Below are 20,181 nucleotides of genomic sequence, written 5' to 3' on the forward strand. Positions count from 1 at the left end.
AAGATTAAAATGAAACATTCACACCGAAATAAAATGAGAATGGCATTGGATAACCAGTTCCTGGATTTTCTGGATCCATTCCAGTAAACTTGTCCTCGCCCCAAGATTTCTTCAGAGCAAAAATATTTTGACCAGTTACATAAACTCGTAGTTTGCTCAGTTTAATTCTTTCAATGGTGGAAAGTGGAAGTGAATATCCAATCGTCACATTCCTTAATTTGACATAGGAACCGTCCTCTACGAAATATGTAGAGAATCTTTTTTCAGCATTGGCGTCTCGTCTGGATAGTGCCGGAATATCAGAGTCAGGATTCAAAGGAGTCCATGCATCTAAAATCCTACTAGGGTGGTTACGGTCATTTTGAACACCAATGTTCCAAAAATCACTTAGCTCCTTCCATGTATTACGCACAGAATTCCCGAAAATCCCTTGCATAAAAAGAGTGAAATCAAAGTTTTTATAGGCTCCTTCGAAATTCAACCCCGCTGCCAATTTGGGATCCGTAACGCCAATCCAAGTACGATCGAATATCTCATTGATTACTCCATCACCATCCAAATCTTTATATCTTATACGGCCAATTCCCTTACCTGGTTGGTTTGGCCCATTATCAACCTCCTCTTGCGTTCTATAAATCCCATCAGCAACCAAACCATATAATGAATTCAACGGACGACCAATAATATCATCCAAAAGTCCATTTCCACCATATCCAAACCTTACATTCTCTGGCAATGAATTTACTTGATGCTTGTAGGTTGATATATTCCCTGAAATGGAATACCTGAAATCTTCCTTGGCAACCGCCCAGGTCAACTGTGCCTCTATCCCTTTGTTGGTCATGTTAGCAGCATTGACCCAACGATATCCCCCCTCGCCGAGTGCAGCAATGTATGGCGGCTCAAACAACATATCAGTCGTTTTCTTATTGAACCAATCCAATGAACCATATAATCTGTTCTGTAACAAAGTGAAATCAGCACCAATATTGAATTGTGTGGTGGTCTCCCATTTTAAATCAGGATTACCTAAGCTTGCACGCCTAAAACCTGTTGGTATACTTCCACTTTCATTACCTCCTATTGCATATGAGGTTCCATTAACATCTGTAACATAAATATTTACCAGTTTGCCTGAGTTCAAAGGTGAGGCATTTCCATTCTGACCCCAACTCGCCCTAAATTTCAAATCATCAATCCAATCCACTTCTTTCATAAATTCCTCGTTCTTGATTCTCCATCCTACAGAAAATGATGGGAAATTCCCGTACCTATTGTTCTTACCAAATGAAGAAGAACCATCACGACGAAATGTAGCCGAAGCAAGATATTTATCAGCAAATACATAATTGGCTTTCGCAAAGTAAGAAAGCATAGTTCTTTCATTTCCACCCCCGTTGAACGTACGTTGCTCACCAGTAGCAGTTGACAAATATGCATAGTCACGTTCTTCGAGTAAGATATCAGATCGATATCCATTTAAGGTCTCATTCAAAAATTTATAGGCTTCCATACCAACCATGAAATCAAGTTGATGCTGTCCCGTCGAAAGATTATATAACAAAGTATTCGTCCAGGTTTGACCCAAATCATGCCAATTATTTTGACTCACACCATTGATCGTACCAGCCTTACCCCCTGCTTCATTCCACTTTTTATCGATCTTTCGGTCGTACCACATACTATAATCCACACCATATTGTGACCTGAAAGTTAAATTGTTGATGATTTCTGCCGTCAAGTAAGCTGAACCCAAAACTTTCATAAAGTTGCCCGTATTGTCTTGGTTCAATTTCATGTCACGGATAGGATTCGCAAAATCATCCATGCCCAATGGCATGGCAACTCCACCCCATTCACCATCATTGGCATAAACAGGAATATTCGGAGGCATTACTAGAAGATCATAAGTCTTATTGATATCACGCATTCTCAAATTCGTTAAAGTCAAATTCTCCCCTATCTTGATCCTGCCATCCAACAGTTCATATTCATTATTCATCCTTGCGGCCAAACGCCTAAAAAATGATGTAATCTGGGTACCTTCATTGTTATAATAATTCACTGAGAAAAAACTCGTGGAATTTTCTGTACCTGAGGTAATGGAAACTTGATGGTTTTGTTGGATTCCAGTTCTCATACCTTCATTAAACCAATTTGTATTCGCTGAAGGCATAGTCTTAGCCTCATTTAACCATTCAAGAGGCTTAACGCTATTAAGAACGGGTATTCCTTGAGCATTCAAATCCCAATCGTATTCATAATACCTGATACCTTTTGGATCGTCTCCATCATTGACAGTAGCTTGCCATAACGCCCTCCCATATTCTTCGGCATTTAGCATCTGTGGTACATTTCCAGGATTATTTGCAGCTACATAACCTTCATAAGTGACCCGAGCTTTTCCTTTTACACCTTTACGGGTTGTCACTAAAATAACACCACCAGCTGCCCTAGATCCATAAATTGAGGCTGAAGACGCATCCTTTAGGAACTGAATATTTTCAATGTCATTTGGATTGATATCTCGAAGGTTAATGGAAACAGGTTGACCATCCAAAACAATTAATGGAGGCGACGAATTAAAAGAGGTAATTCCACGAAACTGGATGCCCACATTTTCAGCTGGGTTACCATCAGTTGTAACGCGGACACCCGGGACCTTACCCTGCAATGAACGCATAACATTTGCACTTGGGTTATTTACAAAATCTTCCCGTTTAACAACAGAAACAGCACCCGTCAAATCCGCCTTACGCTGAGTCATATAACCAGTGACCAATACCTCCTCAACACCTAATTCATCCTTCTCCAATACAATATTGGATGCCTGTGCAATCGGAATATCAATACGTTTATAACCTAAGGCTGTTACCCTAATTTGAGTACTGTTGCCAGACTCTAAGGTAAATTCCCCGTTTTCACCTGTAGCGGTTTTCTTGCCATTCGGAAGTGCAGCAACTGTGGCTCCAACCACCGCAGCTCCTTCTTTATCCACTACTTTCCCAGTGACCGCCCCTTGCTGAGCCAAAACACTGTTCATGCCCATTAATTGGAACCAAATAAACAGAACAATGAGTCCTGAAAATCGGTAATTCTTCATAGGTAAATTAGACATAATTGTTAAGTTAATCGATTAAGCATTTCGACAACAATAGCACAAATGCTACTTATCGGAACGAAAATTTAATTAGTAATTCAGTTTATAATTAATACAAGTTTAATGCTTAACCGATTAAGTTCCAAATTAAATTATAATTTTTATCTTACAATTAATTTGGAACTAGCTTAATATGCCTTAAATCAGTCTTCTTTTGAACCATCATCAGCCATTCTTACAACTTTCGGGTGAAAGCTTGCAACAACATTTACTAAATCTGTCTGTGCTGCCATGACTTCATGTATATTTTTATAGGCCATTGGAGCCTCATCCAAGTCTGCACCGATCAAAGTTATACCCAAATCCTCTAGTTTTTTGGAAACTTCAGACCTAGATAAAGTTTTGATGGCTTGGGTTCTGCTCATTAATCGACCTGCGCCATGCGAAGCAGAGTTGATGGATTGCTCTTCACCTTTTCCACGAACCAAGAATCCTGGCGCTGCCATGGATCCAGGTATAATTCCCATCACCCCTTCTCCAGCTGGTGTAGCACCTTTGCGGTGTACAATGACATCCTCTCCTTTCCATTTCTCTTTCCATGCAAAATTGTGGTGGTTTTCAATTTTCGCCAACCTTTCTGCCCCTAGTTCTGACAATACTTTTTCATGAATCACTTCATGACAGGCTGAAGCATAATCACCAGCTAAATTCATCGCCATCCAATATTCTTGCCCTTCAGCAGAGTCTAAGTCAAAGTAAGCCAAATGCTTGGCTTCATAGGGAAGCTTGCATAATTCCATGGCCAACTTCGTATAATGGTTGGCAATCATAGCCCCTAAACCTCTTGATCCGGAATGAGTTAGTAGGGCCAAGTAGGTGCCTTCATGAATTCCAAGCTCCTTATCTTCTGCCTGAAATTCCATAATTCCAAATTCCACAAAATGGTTTCCTCCACCAGATGACCCTAATTGGGTCCAAGCCTTGTCCTTCAGATTCTGAATAAAAGGGTTTTCATTGAACAATTCATTCTCCAATACTTCATGATCCAATCGCTCATGTTTTAGAAATCCATTTCCTGCACCAAATCTTGTGGTTTTCATCAAGATTTTCTTAAGATCATCATGATGGCTTTCTAGATATGTTGCTGGCAAATCAAATATGGACAAGGCCATTCGGCATCCGATATCCACGCCTACTCCATAAGGAATAACGGCATTGTTTGCCGCCAAAACACCTCCTATAGGCAAACCATAACCTTGATGAGCATCTGGCATCAATGCACCAGCAACTGTAATCGGTAATTTCATGGCAGTGTTCATCTGTTTTTTCGCTCCTGCCTCAATTTGATCCCCACCATAAACCTCATAAGAATCAACCTCAGATTTCAACTTAATATATTCTTTTTCAAGTTTATCCACATTCAATAGCATGTTCGAGAGTGGAGCAAAAACTTGATCCCCTAAATATGCCTCCGGATTATCCAAAACTTCTTTGAATTTCTCCAACATCTCATCTCGCTTATAACCTAAACGTAATCGGTTTATTTTTAAGGCTACGCCCAATGCTTCATTTTCTTTATATCCTAAAGCAATTAAATCATTGCCATTTATTCTCATATTTTCCATAATATCTTAATTTATCAATTTTAATACTGTTTTTAATCAGCAGGACCAAATTGTCCTGCTGGGCTTCCTATTTATTTAAGAACAATTGTTTCAATTGATCCACGATTTGTCCATTGCCAGAAACTGAAATCGAATTGATTTTATCAGCAATTTTCTCAACGTATTCCATTTCTTTCAATCTGAAGAGCATGGCATTTTCTTCAAGCAATTTTGCCGTATTCAGCAGGCTTCTTGTAGATGCTGTTTCTTCTCTCCTAGTGATGATATTGGCCTGTGCTTTTTTCTCGGCAACCAATACCTGGTTCATAATATCTCGAACTTCCCCAGGAAGAATGATGTCCTTAATACCCGCCGAAATCAATTTTAATCCTAGCCTATTCACTCCTACAACATTCTTCATCAAGATTGTCTCGGCAATAACTTCCTTGTTTTCTAAAAGCTGATCCAAATTTTGATTTCCAACCATCAATCTCACCTCCATCTGCATCAAATTATATAATTGATCGATATAGGAATGGTTTTCCAACAAGGCAACTTTCATATCACTCACTTGATATTGAATGTTGAGATTCAGTCTGATTTGAACTTTGTCCTTGGTCAATATTTCTTGTCCATGAATATCCATCTGAACTGTCCTGAAATCCACTTTGAGAACTTCAATTCTATTAAAGCTTTTCCAATAGTTATATTCCCCTGGAATAAGTTCTCTTTCGAATTTACCATTGACCATTAAAATCGCTCCTTCATAATCTCTAACAATATATCTATTGATATAATACATCAAAGCTGGAGATTCCATATATGCTCTATTTATTGAATCAGGAACTTCCCAATGGTTCATATTTTCTATTTGAAAATTATAGGTTAACAAACCCTTCCAAAAGAAATATCGACCAGGACCCAACACATTTGTAAATAAATTGTTGATAAAAACTAAACAGATCTCATTGTCAAGTACATCTACGATTTCAACCAATTCTGCAAATCCAGGTACAGTCAAAAGCACATCCGTATTATGATTTACATGAAAATAATCTGCCATATTGTATCGATCAACTGATTCACCAAACCCTAACCAATAGGTTCCTTCAGTTAATATGCGTTTTACAGCATTATTTTTGATAACCATACCTACTTCATTTTTGTTAATTACTATCCTTTTCATTGCATTATAATTTATTATTTATACTCTATTAATCATTTTAATAAAGCCATCGTTCATCTTTCATCAGTTCAAGCCGGAATCTAGAGGTAGTTTTAAAACTTACCGAATTATAGATCTTTATATTCCCGATGGATCAGGATTCTATCAACGTATAAATCTTTTGTTTTAAGACTAGCAAAAAATTGCTAAGACTCTTACTAATTGCCAATAACAATTATGTTTTGGCCGAAAAATAAACGATGAGCTTTAGGTTTTTTTCGTGAGAAAACCATAACTCTCAGGAACGCAAAAAGCGTTAAAAGGACATCAAAGATGTCAGTGTGGCTTTCGCCGGGGTTTGTTATTCTACCAATTGAATTAACCTGACGAATCAGGTGCAGGAGTCGAACCTGCAACACACAAAGTATGAACTATAACCTCTCCTATCGACCAGTATACTTTAACCTATTGGCTAAGCACTAATCTGCTATACAGAAACAGATGACTAGGATCTCAATTTGAGATTACAGACCATATATCCAAACGGATATATATCGTTAAAAAAAGCTTACCGCTTGTTTGATCAAAGAACAATGTCATACCTGACATTACAAAGATGCTAACACCAGTGCGCAGCCTTTATGCGCAATAAAAATTTATGATTATAAAAAGATGAAAATATATGTAAGATATTAATATTCAGTAATATAATTTTTATACAAAACATCTAGATTCCTTTTTAAAAAGAATACTACGCAAATACATTGCGTAGACAAAACTTTTTACTTAAATTAAATTATTGCTTTGAAAAGAAAAATAAGATGTCAACAAACAAACTAGCATTAATCCGTTATAAAATCATTGACCAATGTTTACAACAAAAACATAGGAAATGGACCCTTGAGGATCTAATAGAGAAAGTGTCTGATGGTCTATACGAATTAGAAGGTATTAATAATGGCGTTAGTAAACGGACAATACAAAGTGATTTACAATTAATGCGAAGCAACAAACTAGGGTACAATGCCCCAATAATTGTCAAAGACCGCAAATACTATAGTTATGAAGATCCGAATTATAGTATCAGCAATTCGCCCCTTTCATCTGTTGATATGGAGAAAATGAAAGAAGCTGTTGACCTTCTCAAACATTTGAATGGATTTAATTTTTTTGAAGAAATGAGCGACATGATTGTCCGATTGGAAAGTCATATATACTCTAATAATACGCATGGGAAATCCATTGTGCAAATGGAAGGAAATCCCCTATTAAAGGGAATCAAATGGATAACACCGCTATATAAAGCTATTAAAGAAGAAATTCCTTTACTGATAAAATACAAGTCATTCCGATCACAACAGCCTATTGAAAAGATATATTATCCCTATTTATTAAAAGAATTCAGAAATCGTTGGTTTTTGATCTGCAAGCAAAAAAACATCGATAACATTATCACATTAGCATTAGACCGAATCGTCGATTTAGATGAGATGGCAAAAGCAGGCTTTAAACACTATGAAGGCGTAAATTTTGACAGATATTATAGTGATGTGATTGGAGTAACTAAATCGGAAAAAGATCGAGGCCAAAAAGTATTGTTACAAATAGACAAATCAAATGCCCCGTATATCGAAACTAAACCCATTCATTCTTCTCAACAAATAATTAATAGATCGGAAGATGGATCGATTATAATCAGAATTGATGTGGTTTTAAATTTGGAATTAGAACGTGAGATTCTAGGTTTTGGAGAGTGTATAAAAGTTTTAGCACCTAAATCATTGGAAAAAAGAATTAAATATAGATTGAATCGGGCATATAGAAAATATGAATTAACTCCACCGGAGAAACCAATACAAGATAAATTGAATACCCCAGAAAATGGATAATTCGCAAAGAGATTTGTTTTATATGTACATTTAAGGTTATATTAAAATAATATTCATGAAAAAAATTCCAAAGACGGATCAAAAGACGAGAAAAGTAACATCTGGTCCCGTTCGTGAAAAAGCAAGAACGATGAATAAAATCGTGAATGCTGTTGGAAAAGTATTGAAAAAACACGGCTATCCTGGTCTATCGATTGCCAATATTGCAACTGAAGCAAAAGTTGACCGAAAACTTATCTATACTTATTTTGAAAACCTGGACAACCTTGTAGAAACTTTCATTCAAAAAAGAGATTATTGGAAAACTAAAGCAAAGACTACCATTACAACACTATTGAACCAAGATGTAATAAGTCAAAATGAAATGCAAAACTTATTAATTGGACAATTTGACACCGTGATGAAGGATGAAATCCTTCAACGTATTTTACAATGGGAGTTATCAGAAGACAAGGATATTCTCAGAAAACTTGCCAACAGTAGAGAAGAAATTGGGGAACAATTGATTCAGAGATATGAAAAATCATTTATTGAAAGCAATGTGGATATCCGCGCTGTTTTAGCTTTACAGACTGCAGGTTTGTATTATCTGGCGATGCACGCTCAAACTAATGGCAGCACATTTTGCGGATTGGACCTTAATTTGGGTGTAGATCGAGAAAGAATAATCAATGCTTTGAAAATGATACTAAATAAAACGCCTACATGAAGAGAACTATTCCCATAGATATTAATATTACTTTAAAAGCTCTGGTAGAAAGTGACGCCATCCGTATGTTTAACATTATCAATAAGGAACGAGAGTATCTAGGAGAATGGCTCCCATTTGTACAGTTCACCAAAAAGGTTGATGACAGCAAAGGATTTGTTGAAATGGCAATGTTGAGCAGGAAATTGAAGAAAGATTATGTTTACAAGATTTGTCTAAATGACAGGATGATTGGATTAATCGGAACAAAAGAAACCGACATGATCAACAGAAATACCGAAATTGGATATTGGCTCTCCGAAGAATACCAAAACCAGGGAATTATGACAAAATCTGTCAGTGCCTTAATAAAAACCCTTTTCGATGATTTAAATATTGAACGCGTTCAAATTTGTTGTGCCATAGGTAATGAAAAAAGTATAAATATTCCAAAGCGTTTAGGGTTTAAACTCGAAGGAACAAAAAGAAATGGTGAATGGATCGGAAATTATCAATTCAGGGACTTACTGGTATTCTCAAAATTAAAATCCGACGAAGAACAATAAATATTAAAGCCGGAACAGTTTACGCTCCGGCTTAATTTTTTGGTTTGGCAACTACCTAATTATTATTTTCTTTTTTCGCTTCTTTCATGGGGTTTGGTTCTGCTGACTGACCTCGCGCCGACCTACCATTTTGTTGATAAAGCTCGAATCTTGACGGTTGGGAAGTTCGTGGCCACGAATTATTTGACTCATCTATGTCTGCAGTCTCACGGAATGGATCTAATTTTACAGAAGCAACCTGCTTTGTTTTCGCAAAAACTTTAGTAGCCTCATTTTCATCCATCCTCCAGATATATGCCGGTACATTATCGATTTCCTTGGAACCATCAGTAAAGGTCCACTCAATTATTAAGGGCATGACCAATCCGCCATTATTTTTAAAATTCAACTCATAAAAAGAGGTTTTACCATTGAAAATATCCTTCTCCTTTTCGTTCAAATTATCATAAAATTTTTGATACGCAGCTTCATCAGAAGGTTTCACTGCAAATCGATCCCATTTATTGTAGAAATCTAATAAGGAAGTATCTTTATCCACCAAAAAAGCCATGTTCTCTTCCATATTCCGTTGGCGGGTAATACTGTTTAGGTCCTTTTCGAAAGCTTCTTTTCTTTGTTGTTGTGTGACTTTTGGATCCCCTCCACTCATTCTATATTGGGTAACATTTTCCAAGGATATTTCAACTGGGTCAGTAGTGAAGAACCAACCTCTCCAGAACCAGTCCAAATCTACTGCTGACGCATCTTCCATAGTACGGAAGAAATCCGCAGGAGTAGGATGTTTAAATTCCCATCTTTTCGCATATTCCTTAAATGCATAGTCGAACAACTCCCTCCCCATAATGGTTTCACGAAGAATATTCAATGCAGTAGCCGGCTTTGCATAAGCATTCGGACCAAATTGGACTATGTTCTCAGAATTGGTCATGATAGGCTCCAGCTGATCTTTTGGCAACTTCATGTAGTCTACGATTTTGTGGGCCGGGCCACGACGCGAAGGAAAATCTTTATCCCATTCCTGTTCAGTAAGATATTGAAGAAAGGTATTTAAGCCTTCATCCATCCATGTCCATTGTCGCTCGTCTGAATTTACGATCATTGGAAAGAAATTATGACCAACCTCATGAATAATAACACCAATCATTCCATATTTCACAGCTTCTGTATAAGTCCCATCCTCATCAGCACGACCATAATTGAAACAGATCATTGGATATTCCATACCGTTTGCTGCTTCTACAGAAATGGCAACTGGATAAGGATAAGGAATGGAAAATTTTGAATAGGTCTTCAGGGTATGCGCAACTACTTTAGTAGAGTATTTACGGTAAAGTGGATAAGCTTCAGGACCATAATAAGACATAGCCATCGGTTGGTTGCCAGGTACACCGTCGTTCACCTTCATCGCATCCCAAATTAACCTTCGTGAAGTAACAAATGCAAAATCACGAACATTTTTAGCCTCATAAACCCAAGTCTTTTTAGCAGAAGACTTTTGTTGAATAGCCTTATTAGCATCCTCCAAGGTAACAATCTCTACCGGTTCCTTTGTTTGCTGTGCTTGTTTCCAGCGTGCTAGTTGTGTAGAATTTAATACTTGTGCATAATTTTGACACTCACCTGTAGCTCCAACAATATGGTCAGCAGGAACGGTGATGTTTACTTTATAATCCCCAAAGACCAAAGCAAATTCCCCACGTCCCGTAAATTGCTTATTCTGCCATCCTTGGAAATCTGAGTAAACCGCCATCCGGGGAAACCATTGTGCTATCGTATATAAGTAATTGTCATCTTTAGCAAAATGTTCATAACCTCCACGACCATTTTCGACCATCCGGTCAGTAATTTTATAATCCCAATCTATTTTTAATGAAATCTTCGCACCAGGTTTCAATGGAGTTGGAAGGTCAACACGCATCATCGTATAGTTTATGACATAATCCATAGCTTTGCCCGATGCATCTGTCAATTTTCGAATATTAACTCCATAACCCTTTTGTTCAGGTACGATAGACTTCAAAGACTCTAACGACATTCTTTCACGCAAACTGCTCTGGTCAAATCTTTTGCTCTCAGCATTATCAGCATGCTCATTTTCATCCAATTGTAGCCATAGATAACTCAATGGATCCGGAGAATTATTGGTATAAGTAATTGTTTCCGATCCTTTCAACAGCTGATTTACCTCATCAACCTCTACATCGATTACATAATCAGCTTTCTGTTGCCAATACATCGAACCAGGAGCTCCAGAGGCAGTCCTGAAAATATTAGGGTCAGAAAGCAAACTGCCAAGTTGTTCAAATTTATTCCCGTGGTTCGACCCTGGATTATTTTGCATTTGGGAGAATGCTGTTTGAAGTGTTGATACCCCTACCAACGCCAAACAAAAGCCTCTGATTAGTTGATTATTTAATTTCATAGTGGAATACGTTCAAGTGCCATGATAAATGAAATCCCTATTACCGCAGAAGACAAAAAGAAACTCCAATCCCTATTTGACACGGAGAAAATCTTTAACATCAATTCAGATAAAAGAATAACGAAAAATACGATAATAAGCTGTCCAAATTCTAACCCTATATTGAATGACAATAGGGGCAATACAATATTCGCCTCTTGACCCAATAAAGATTGAAGGTAATTTGAAAAACCCAGTCCGTGAATCAAACCAAAAAACAGTGTCATTGCATATAAAATATAAGGATTGCGCTGTTTCCTTCTTTTGGGAAGATTATATAAAGCGGTTATCAAAATGGTAACTGGAATTAAAAATTCAACCCATCCTGTATCAACTTTAACAATCTTAAAGGCTGCAAGAGCTAATGTGATAGAATGACCAACCGTGAATGCAGTCACCAACCAAAGTAATCGTTTCCAATCTTTAAGAGTATAGCTGCAACACAAAACCAGTACAAATAAAATATGATCATATCCAGTAAGGTCTAGGATATGCTGCCAACCGAGTTGAAAATAAATGGAAAATTCACTCATTAATTAGGTTATTGTAATAAAAACATAACAAAATTAATATTATTTTAATATTGACAAATGCATTTGCAATTTTTAAATAATTTAGCACATAATTGTTGCAAAACTAGAAGGAATGAATTCGTTAAAAAACAGAATATTATTAACAATTGTAGGTTTGAGTACCGCTCTTATTGCATTTGCACATCCGTTTTATGTAAGCATCACATCCATAGATTACAATGCAAAAAATAAAAGAATTGAAGTATCCTGTAGGCTGTTTTACGATGATCTGGAAGTCGCGCTGAAAAATCAAACAGGAAAGAAAATTGATGTCATAAATCCTAAAAACAAAGCAGAAGCCGACTCTGCTATTTCAAGATATATACAACACAATCTGAAATTAGCAATTAACAATCAAAACAAAAACTTGAAATTTGTTGGTTATGAAATCGAAGAAGATGTTGCTTGGTGCTATTTGGAAATCCAAAACATAAATGCTGTCAACAAAATAGAAATTGTCAACCAACTTTTATATCGAGATTTTAAATCCCAATCTAATATTATGCACCTCAAAGTGAATAATATGAAGAAAAGCACCAAACTAGACAATCCTAAAAGGACCGCATCATTTAGTTTTTAATAAGAATATTTTACAGGGAAACGGGGATTTGGGAATTACACACCCCTTAGAAACACAAAATGCTTTTTTCTCAAAAAGCACATCTAAATTTAATTTGTTTTGTTTTTTAGAAGAGTTAACTTTTCTTGTTAACACTTCTTTGTTTTGGTCTTGGTTGGTTTCCGATAAACCCGACATTCGTTACATAAAATGATAATGGGTTCTGAATCAATTTTTCTTTTTTACTTCTTTCTTTTTTAATCATATATATTACCTTTCTTTTTGGTATGCAGGTAATATAACAAATTTTGAGCCAAAAAACAAATTAAATTTATTAAAGACAATAGACATAAGACATAAGACACAAGATGAGCTGGAAAGTACCAATTCTATTGTCTATTGTCTAATGTCTAATGTCTAACCCCTAATTCCTCACATCAACCGCATGTCGATGAATGAATTCTGAGGGGGAGCTATGCAAAATGTGTTTGAATACTCTGTTAAAATGAACAACGGTATTGAATCCACATTGATAGGCAACTTCAGAGATGTTTTCTGTGGATTTGTTGATCAATAATTGACAGGCTTTTTCAATTCTGATTTCATTCAAAAAGGTCACATACGTTTTCATTGTATGCTTTTTAAAGTACTTACAGAAGGCGGATGGCGTCATATGGATAAGCTGGGCAACTTCATCGATGCTGATCTCTTTATTATAATTTTCCAGGGAGAACCTCAATACCTCATTGATCCTTACACCTACTTTATCGTTGAAATTAGATTCCGGCAATCCCGAATAAAGGGAAATCATCTCTTTTTCATTTGCTATCAAATAATCAAAGATTTCCAAAACACGCATTAATTTGGACAAGCCTTCTTCACGCATTAAGGATTGAAATTTTAACCTAACTGGTATACTGGTCTTTGGCAGGAACTTTTTGCTTGAGTCTAGTGAATTAAAAATGTCTCGAATTCTATGAAGTTCTTGCATATTGAAAAATGCTTGCATTTTATCAAAAGCAACGAAGATGTGAACAACATGGATCTGCTCGTCATCTGACCCTTCTTTAATAAAAACATGAGGATCATTTGCTTTCAATATATAGATTTCATTTTCAAAGAATGGTTGTATCAAGTTTCCTATCACTACCGAACCTCTCCCCTTCAATATATAAGAAATCTGTATTTCTCTATGTCTGTGGTAGTGGCTATAAAAATCATCTCTAAGGTCCTCTTGGACATAAAACGAACCGGCACCAAAGGCAGGCACAGTAAACTCAATAGGATACCTCGCTTCCATTGTCTTAATAGCTTCCATACAATCCATTTTTTTTCCTTGGTACCGTTGGCTGTCGGCAACAAAGGTTTGATATTCATAATTTAGTTACAACAAAAATATCATTTTTTTGTAATCCTGCCCTATGATTTGGAATTATATTAAAATATTTTTTTAAGCCCTGGTTTTAGCCACTAATTCTGAACTTAATACCTTCTTTTGAATGGTATTTTCTTTCATTTGACTAGTTAATATTGTAACACTTTCTTTAGCAAGGTTTTCTATCGGTTGTTTTACATGAATTATAGGGTGATAAAAGAAATCATATACTTCACTGGAGTCAAAACACATGACATTAAGGTCATCTGGAATTTGAACTCCTTGTTGAGTAAGGTATTTCAAACCAGCAATAGACAACGTATTGGTCGCAAAGACAATAGCATCAGCTTTTTGGGTTTTTAGGATATATTGAATGTTCTTGCCCAGTTCAGCCTGCTGTTTGTTGAAATTAATCTTATAAACTTTCGAACCAATGGATGCAGTAGCGTCCAAAAATCCTTGTTCACGATCTTTCATATGTTGAAGACTGCTATCATAGCCTATGAAAGCTAAATTCTTATATCCTAATTCAATTAAGTAACTAACTGCTTTTCCCATTGACTCCTTATTGTCAGTTACTACATAACTGGAATTGACATGTTCAAAGTGCCTATCGATCAGGCAAATCGGGATACCTAACGAAATAATATAATCGATGGTCTCCTCAGAGTGGTCTGGCGGCGAGATAATAAAACCATCGACCTGTCTTTTGATGAAAACATCCACAAGATTCTTAAGTTTTTCTGGACTCTCATCTGAACTGCCAATAATGGTTGTTAAACCAAACTGTCCTGACTCATCCTCCACGCCTCTTGCAATAGATGCAAAGAATGGATTCGATATATCGGCAACGATAAGTCCAATGGTATTGGTTTTTCCGGTCTTTAAACTTTTGGCAATATGGTTCGGCTGGTAGTTCAATTCTTTCGCGGCTTGCCTTATTTTTTCGGCAGTTTCTTTACCAACTCTCCCTTTTTCCTCATTACCGCTCAGCACATAAGAAACCAAGGCCGTTGAAACACCTATCTTCTGCGCTATATCCTTTAATGAAACCTTTTTTACCATTTTGTAAATATATTATTATTAATTCATAATTAAGATTAGCTTACCACTTATCCATAAAGTTAGGACCCCAATGGTCAATCACGCGATTTACTGCCTCAGCAGCAGCCCCATTCCCCCAATCATAAATGGTAAATTCACCGATACCAATACCATTTGCATCAGTCCGCCCATCATGACCGTAATTTTCCATCATAAAACCGTAATCCTTCTCCCCCAAAAATGGCCACCGTCGCTGCCATTGTTCCTTAGTTTCGATATTCTCAGGGCTGTACATCATTACAAATGACGCCTTCAGTGCAGAAATCCCACGTTCCATATAATCTTTGCGATTCAATTCTTTGCCATATTCCATTATCAATTCAGCAAATAAACTTTGCCTCGAATCATTCCATTCAGCATCTGCATTCATAACGCCAAACCCGCCCAACGCATGGATATAAATAAATGAAGGTTGCCATACAGCTTGCCACATCAACAACTCATCCATTACCCGCTGTCCTTTCATCAAATATGCTTGTTCATTCGTCACACGATAAGCTTCCATGAATGCATGAGCAACGTAATAGATACTTAAGGTATTTTGCTTAAACATATTATTCCGAACCAGCTTTTTATCGACCAAACTATCATGACCATAACGACTGCAGGACCAATAGGTCTCAAAATCCTCCCATTTCCCAATAGGTACAATTTCTTCTTCAATCACCGACAATGCCTTTAAAGCCGCATTCTTATACTTTTCATCATGCAAAACCTGATATAACTTTAAAAGGAATGAAACCGACATTGCTGATTCTGGAGATTTGCTCAAAATCTCCATATCCTTTTGATCTTCTAAGCTTAACCAAGCAGGGAAATATCCATCCGGACGTTGGATTCTTAATAACGACTCAGCATAGCTTTTAGAATAATTTAATAACCGCTCATCCTTTTCCAATTCAGAATACCAATCTAACATTAACATCGCAGTATAACTCATGTCAAGAATGTGATAAGGTGCAGTTTTTGGATCCCATGTAAATGGATTACGATTTGAGTTGCCAAAATAATAAGTATCCCATCCTGCAGAACGCCTGTATTTTTTACCATTAATATCTACATCAACCATTTCTGTCCCAATTAAACCCGGAAAAAAACCATTAATTTGAGGAAATGAAAGTGCTAATTCTTTTGTTTGATTGGCATAACTTAGCAGTGAATCGACTCCTTTTCTTTTTGCATACCTAAAAAGACCAGAAGCAGACCTTAAGGAGTTGAACCAAGCCTGGTTCCAAATTGATCTAAATTCCCTTTCATTTGTTTCTTCACGGTAATTTGGGCTTTGAGTAACATTCACAATAAATGTAGGTGCACCAACTCTCCTATCATTTAAGTCAAATTCTTGCCAAACCGCATCTCGCCAATGATTAAATGCCCATTGATATGTATAATCAACATAAGAATCTAAATTGTTTTTTGAAAATGGCTCACCTTTAGCATAAAATGGCGAACCCCATTTTTGCCACATAAAAGAATTTACACTAGCAAATGGGTTCTCTATGTTCCTTTGATCCGACGAAACCAAAACATAAAAAGAAAGCGTATATATTCCTTTAGAAAAATGAGTTTTATCCTCTTTTTCATAAAGTACATGGTCTGTTATTTTGGAATTCGCTTGACCTATTGTCATTACATTTTCACTTGCATTTAAATCAAGATACCATGGTACAACAGGTTTTTTTTCTAATAAAGTTACATCAGGAATAATACTTATACTCTTTCTCTTATCCTGTACAATCATTGCCGGTGATCGAAATACATGTTGTGCAATGATATGATTGTCTGTAGGTGTAAGATGAGGTGCCCAATGAAATGTTGGATTAAAATTGGGATAAATATTCAAATACAAACTGGTTAAATTAATATCCTTTTGTAAATCCCAACTCACATCAACTTTATAAATATGAGAATCAACTTTATTGAAATTTAATTTTGGCCCCTTACCTTCAACTTTAGAATATTCTAGATGAGAAATATATCTTTTTAACTCCTGAGGCATCTCTTTCCCCTGTAATGTTTTACTTGATAGATTTAAAAAACAAAAACAAACAATTAAAATATACTGACCAAACAAATTCATATAGCTCCTATAATTTATTGATTGCCGATCCTAAAGTATTATATTTCTTATACCTTATATCGTATATATCTTTCATTTCAGGATTCGGCAAATATTCTTTTTCAAAACCTGAACCCATCCCTTTCATCGCCTCTGATAAAGTAGGATATACTCCAGCTGCTGTTGCTGCTAGCATACAAGCTCCTAAAGCACAGGTTTCATCAGATCGATGAACTTTAATAGGCCTTTGTAAAACATCTGCCAAGGTTTGCATAACATATTCGGATTTCTTTGCAATACCACCTATGCCTATTACCCCTTTGATAGGCACACCTTGCTCCTCTACATGCTCCACAATAGCTCTAGACCCAAAACATGTTGCTTCAACTAAAGCCTGAAAAATATTAACTGGACTACTCCCTAAATCCAAATTCACGAGTGCAGCAGTTAAGGAAGGATCAACATTCGGTGTTCGACGGCCGTTAAACCAATCTAAAGCCAACTCAGAATTCTCAGTAACAGGCTGTTGTTTTGCCAATTCGGAAAGATCAGAAAGTAAATTATGCTCTAGCTCTTCTTTAAAATCAAGAACAGCCTGACTACCCGATGATGCACTACTCTTCAAACTATTCCGCATTGGCCACAACAGCAAATTCTTGAGCCAATTGTAAACATCCCCAAATGCAGACTGACCAGCCTCCAATCCAATATATTGTGGAACAATAGATCCCTGAACCTGACCACAGATCCCCTGAACCAACTTGTCCTTTAAATCTTCTTTCTCAATTACCATCATGTCACAGGTAGAGGTACCCATCACCTTACACATAAAACCCGGCTCAATTTGAGCTCCAATTGCACCCACATGCGCATCAATCGCACCTACTGTAATCAAAACATCTTCGCTAAGACCCAATTTCTCTGCCCATTCCGAGGAAAGATTCCCAACAACCTCATCAGCCGTATATACTTTCTGATCAATAGATTTATAAATCCGATTTAATTTCGGATCCAAATATTCAAAGAACGCTTCTGGAGGATATCCTCCTAGCTCCTCAGCCCATAATGCTTTATGACCTGCAGCACAAACATTTCTCCTAATCAGATTCGCATCCTGATGCCCCGTCAATAAAAATGGAAGCCAATCACTCTGTTCTACCCATGAATAAGTTGCATCAAAAACCTCTTGGTCCGTTCTTGCCAAATGCAACAATTTCGACCAAAACCACTCTGATGAATATGCCCCACCACAATAACTTAGATAATTCACATCAAAGTCCTTAGCCTTTCTATTGATCTCTTCAACTTCTTTAATAGAACTATGGTCTTTCCAAAGAAAAAACATAGCGTTAGGATTTTCTGAAAACTTGGAGGATAAAGCTAAAGGCTGCCCTTTCTGATCTATTGCTACAGGAGTCGAGCCAGTAGCATCAATTGAAATAGCAACTACTTGAGATTTAACCTCAGAACTCACCTGATTTAAACAACTTTTTAAGCATTCTTCAAGACTTTCAATATAATCAAGTGGATGTTGTCTAAACTGACTTGATTTAGGATCACAGTATTTCCCTTCTTTCCATCTTTTGAATGGTGAAACTGCCGACCCCAACACTTCACCATTGGAAGTATCCACTAACAGAGCCCTGCTCGAATCAGTCCCAAAATCAACACCTATAACATATGTCTGTTTCATGAAAATCCTTTTTAATGTACTGGATTTGACATATCCAGCTTCCCTTCAACTTTACCAACTCCCCAAATCGCAAAAATCGCGATGACGATATAACAAAATACCGGTACAATAAAACCCATCGCCATGGAGCTATGATCAGCGATCAAACCCATCAACGGAGGACAGAATGCCCCTCCTGCAACTGCCATTACCAAAAAAGAAGAACCTTTCTTCGTCAATGTCCCAAGGTTGTTGATGCCTAAAGCAAAAATTGTTGGAAACATAATGGACATAAAGAAATAACTTAAGAATAACGCAAATACTGAAACCCATCCCAAATTCATAAATACCAGAATATTCAAAATGACATTCATAATAGCATAAAATCCCAACAGTTTATGCGGAGCAATAAACTTCATTAAATATGAACCCGTTAATCGACCAATCCAAAAAGCACCCATACCACCAATTGCTAAAATCAAAGAAGCAGCCTGCTCATCATTCTTTGGCATAAAGAAATCACCAAATGCCCCTAAATGACTCATTATATCGGAAATTGGAGTCTTAAGATCATGGATGGCATCTATGACATAGTTAATAAAAAATGAATTGGTTCCTGTTTGTGCCGCTACGTACAGAAATTGTGCAACCACTGCAAAAATAAAAACAGGATGCTTCAATAAATTCCGCATTGGAGGATTTTCTTCATATTCCCCAGCCTCTTTCTTTTCTTTGATTTCAGGCAATTTGATTATCAGAAATACAATGGCAACTAGTACTACGACACAACCGATACCGATATAAGGTTGTACCAAAGAGTCAAATTTATCATGTTCGCCTTCGGATTCTGTACCGAAAATCATAAGACCACCGATTAAAGGACCTAGAATCCATCCCAAACCATTGAATGATTGAGAAATATTAATCCTTCTGGCAGCCCCATCTTTAGAACCTAATACAATAGAATAGGGATTTGCAGCAGTCTCTAGAAATGCCAAACCACAGGCAATTACAAATAAAGCCGTCAAAAATGGAATAAAGGCCGCTAATTTGGCCGCAGGATAAAACATAAAAGCACCTATAGCAAACAACACCAACCCGAAAATAATCCCTTTTTGATATCCATACTTCTTAATGAACAATCCTGCCGGAATGGCCATAGCTAAATATCCTATATACAATGAAAATTGTACAAAACCAGACTGAGCCTTTGAAACATGCAATAAATCCTGGAAATGTTTGTCTAAAACATCCAAAAATCCATGGGCAAAACCCCACAACAAAAATAAACTACAGATAAACAGAAACGGAACTAATAGATAATTCCCTTCATCATCCCGAAACAATGATTTCTTTTGGTTTGCCAT

Annotated in this window: 14 protein-coding genes; 4 read left to right on the forward strand and 10 right to left on the reverse strand. The window is 36.7% G+C overall.

Annotated elements, in window-relative coordinates; translation table 11 throughout:
- Positions 1–4 precede the first annotated feature (4 nt).
- The 3 genes from CRT24_RS11665 to CRT24_RS11675 form a co-directional block, all read right to left on the reverse strand.
- Positions 5–3,118 (reverse strand): TonB-dependent receptor, encoded by a 3,114-nt coding sequence (locus tag CRT24_RS11665; RefSeq protein WP_099371408.1) that lies wholly within the window; start codon positions 3,116–3,118, stop codon positions 5–7.
- Positions 3,119–3,303: 185 nt separating this feature from the next.
- Positions 3,304–4,725 carry an RtcB family protein gene (locus CRT24_RS11670; protein WP_099371409.1) on the reverse strand — a complete coding sequence of 474 codons (1,422 nt, stop codon included), beginning with the start codon at positions 4,723–4,725 and terminating at the stop codon, positions 3,304–3,306.
- A gap of 67 nt (positions 4,726–4,792) precedes the next feature.
- Entirely contained in the window at positions 4,793–5,890 is a 1,098-nt protein-coding gene (locus CRT24_RS11675; RefSeq protein ID WP_099371410.1) for a slipin family protein, read from the reverse strand.
- A gap of 800 nt (positions 5,891–6,690) precedes the next feature.
- Here CRT24_RS11675 and CRT24_RS11680 point away from each other — a divergent pair.
- From CRT24_RS11680 to CRT24_RS11690, 3 genes are read left to right on the forward strand one after another with little or no spacing between them, the layout of a single operon-like run.
- Positions 6,691–7,758 carry a YafY family protein gene (locus CRT24_RS11680; RefSeq protein ID WP_099371411.1) on the forward strand — a complete coding sequence of 356 codons (1,068 nt, stop codon included), beginning with the start codon at positions 6,691–6,693 and terminating at the stop codon, positions 7,756–7,758.
- A 55-nt stretch (positions 7,759–7,813) separates the two neighbouring features.
- Positions 7,814–8,467, forward strand: a complete 654-nt coding sequence (locus CRT24_RS11685; protein ID WP_099371412.1) for a TetR/AcrR family transcriptional regulator — start codon at positions 7,814–7,816, stop codon at positions 8,465–8,467.
- Complete coding sequence (locus tag CRT24_RS11690) at positions 8,464–9,012, forward strand: GNAT family N-acetyltransferase (RefSeq protein ID WP_099371413.1); 549 nt, start codon at positions 8,464–8,466, stop codon at positions 9,010–9,012. The genes CRT24_RS11685 and CRT24_RS11690 overlap by 4 nt, the downstream gene beginning before the upstream one ends.
- A 55-nt stretch (positions 9,013–9,067) precedes the next feature.
- Here the strand turns inward: CRT24_RS11690 and CRT24_RS11695 are convergent, their stop codons facing one another.
- Both CRT24_RS11695 and CRT24_RS11700 read right to left on the reverse strand, forming a co-directional pair.
- A complete protein-coding gene (locus CRT24_RS11695) occupies positions 9,068–11,434 on the reverse strand; it encodes a M1 family metallopeptidase (RefSeq protein WP_180269122.1) in 2,367 nt (788 codons plus the stop codon).
- Positions 11,431–12,006 carry a HupE/UreJ family protein gene (locus tag CRT24_RS11700; protein ID WP_099371414.1) on the reverse strand — a complete coding sequence of 192 codons (576 nt, stop codon included), beginning with the start codon at positions 12,004–12,006 and terminating at the stop codon, positions 11,431–11,433. The genes CRT24_RS11695 and CRT24_RS11700 overlap by 4 nt, the downstream gene beginning before the upstream one ends.
- A gap of 112 nt (positions 12,007–12,118) precedes the next feature.
- On the opposite strand from CRT24_RS11700, the gene CRT24_RS11705 reads away from it, so the two are divergent.
- Positions 12,119–12,625 carry a DUF6702 family protein gene (locus CRT24_RS11705; RefSeq protein WP_099371415.1) on the forward strand — a complete coding sequence of 169 codons (507 nt, stop codon included), beginning with the start codon at positions 12,119–12,121 and terminating at the stop codon, positions 12,623–12,625.
- Between the two features lie 403 nt (positions 12,626–13,028).
- Here CRT24_RS11705 and CRT24_RS11715 read toward each other — a convergent pair whose 3' ends face one another.
- The 5 genes from CRT24_RS11715 to fucP form a co-directional block, all read right to left on the reverse strand.
- On the reverse strand, positions 13,029–13,922 hold the full coding sequence (locus CRT24_RS11715; RefSeq protein ID WP_180269123.1) for an AraC family transcriptional regulator: 894 nt from the start codon (positions 13,920–13,922) through the stop codon (positions 13,029–13,031).
- 132 nt (positions 13,923–14,054) lie between these two features.
- On the reverse strand, positions 14,055–15,044 hold the full coding sequence (locus CRT24_RS11720; RefSeq protein ID WP_099371418.1) for a LacI family DNA-binding transcriptional regulator: 990 nt from the start codon (positions 15,042–15,044) through the stop codon (positions 14,055–14,057).
- Between the two features lie 40 nt (positions 15,045–15,084).
- On the reverse strand, positions 15,085–17,082 hold the full coding sequence (locus tag CRT24_RS11725) for a hypothetical protein (protein WP_099371419.1): 1,998 nt from the start codon (positions 17,080–17,082) through the stop codon (positions 15,085–15,087).
- Between the two features lie 88 nt (positions 17,083–17,170).
- A complete protein-coding gene (locus CRT24_RS11730) occupies positions 17,171–18,835 on the reverse strand; it encodes a ribulokinase (RefSeq protein ID WP_099371420.1) in 1,665 nt (554 codons plus the stop codon).
- A gap of 11 nt (positions 18,836–18,846) precedes the next feature.
- Positions 18,847–20,181 (reverse strand): L-fucose:H+ symporter permease, encoded by a 1,335-nt coding sequence (gene fucP / locus CRT24_RS11735; RefSeq protein WP_099371467.1) that lies wholly within the window; start codon positions 20,179–20,181, stop codon positions 18,847–18,849.

Origin of the sequence: Sphingobacterium sp. 1.A.5, from assembly GCF_002734235.1 — a bacterium.
GTDB lineage: Bacteria > Bacteroidota > Bacteroidia > Sphingobacteriales > Sphingobacteriaceae > Sphingobacterium > Sphingobacterium daejeonense.